We start from the raw sequence: 1,420 nt of genomic DNA, 5'->3' as shown, positions 1-1,420 counted from the left end.
AAGGTGGTGAAGCTTCATCCGTTCTTGAAAATACCTATGGCTTACAAAGGCAGGGTTTCTAAGCATGTTAGTTCGATACCCCAAAGACCTAAAACTTCCCCTTGTTTCAACTCACCGACTATCCCAAAACCCTAATTTATTAAGAACTGAAATGGCAAGCGGTCGAGCTCGGCAGCGCAAGCGCTTTCAATCAGTGCCAACGACAATGGCTGCAACGTGGAAACTGAAGGCTGACCAGGCCGTTATTTTAGAAGGGTTTGTAAAACACGGTACCAACGATGCGGTTAACTGGTTTGTTATGCCAATTCGCACACCCCAAGGCTTAATTGACCACGATGTTCGTTTTAAACAAAGTCCGCTGGAGTCATGCAGTTTCAATGGCGGGTTTTGGAGTTATAGCGCAAATATCGAAATCAAAGAGCGGCAGATAGTGAGTGAGGAAGCAACAGCTAACAGCTTATTAGAACCAAACACCTTAGATGAATTTGTTAATGGCGTTTCTGACGCTTTAGATACTTACCAGGAGAATTAGAAATGTCATTTTTTAGTTTAGTAACAGAGCTAGAATCCCTACTTGACCAATTAAATACAATCTTGGCAGGCTCAGAAGATGAAACTGTCGAAGTAAATGGTGTAACTAAAGATAGTATATCGAAAGCAATTAAAGATCGATTTGCTTATTTAGAAGCCATGGTTCAAGGTAAAATCGGCTTTAAAACTAAAGCTGATATGGATGCTGATCTAAATTACGATGAAAATCGAATTGCTGCTGTTATTGCGGACCCAATTGTTGAGAACAATCGTGATTACATTAAAGAGGGTATTTCAGGTGAAGGCCAATGGGAGCCAAGTAACACTGAGACAATTTCTGTTTTTAGAAATGACCTATGGAATGACCTTAGTTACATCAAGTCATCAATTGACAGCTTGATTCAAACCAACAGCAATTTAAAACATGTTTACAGCGGTGAGCAATTTTATCCACTCAAAAACGGTTGGGGTTTTGGTAGTGGTTTTAAAGGTTTTGTCGGTGGTTTTAATGTAGATAAATATGAGCGCATCAAAGCATTACGCTTTTTATTGAACGGCCTAAATAACATGGCTCGCATTCATGTAAAAGTGTATCGCCGCTCAGTATCATCCGCCTATATCAACAAACCTGATCCTGCATTTGGTGATGTCTTAATGCTTGAGTTTGATCAGGACGTTAGCAACTTAGTTGATAACAATAGTCTTGGTAAAAATCCCGTAGATCTATACACGGACTTTTTAGCCACACCAGATAATATTTATTTAGTCGAGGTTGTTGGTTATGACGAACTAGACAATATTCAACCAATGGGTTGTGTTTCAAACACAACACCAGACGAAGCTGGTCAGGCTTTTAAAGGTTATTATTACAATGCAGAAGGTAATTTAA

The 1,420-nt window shown here is 39.4% G+C and carries 2 protein-coding genes; both read left to right on the top strand.

What is annotated here, in order from left to right; all coding sequences use genetic code 11:
* The first annotated feature begins 151 nt into the window (after positions 1 to 151).
* Entirely contained in the window at positions 152 to 532 is a 381-nt protein-coding gene (locus C2M25_RS06915) for a hypothetical protein (protein WP_105180752.1), read from the top strand.
* A gap of 2 nt (positions 533 to 534) precedes the next feature.
* Positions 535 to 1,420, top strand: an 886-nt coding sequence (locus C2M25_RS06910) for a hypothetical protein (RefSeq protein WP_199775158.1), incomplete at its 3' end; no start/stop codon positions are given.

The sequence above is a fragment of the Pseudoalteromonas sp. T1lg21 genome, assembly GCF_002964625.1.
Lineage (GTDB): Bacteria > Pseudomonadota > Gammaproteobacteria > Enterobacterales > Alteromonadaceae > Pseudoalteromonas > Pseudoalteromonas gelatinilytica.
Note: the sequence above shows the minus strand (reverse complement) of the source record. Positions and strands in the feature narration are given on the sequence as shown.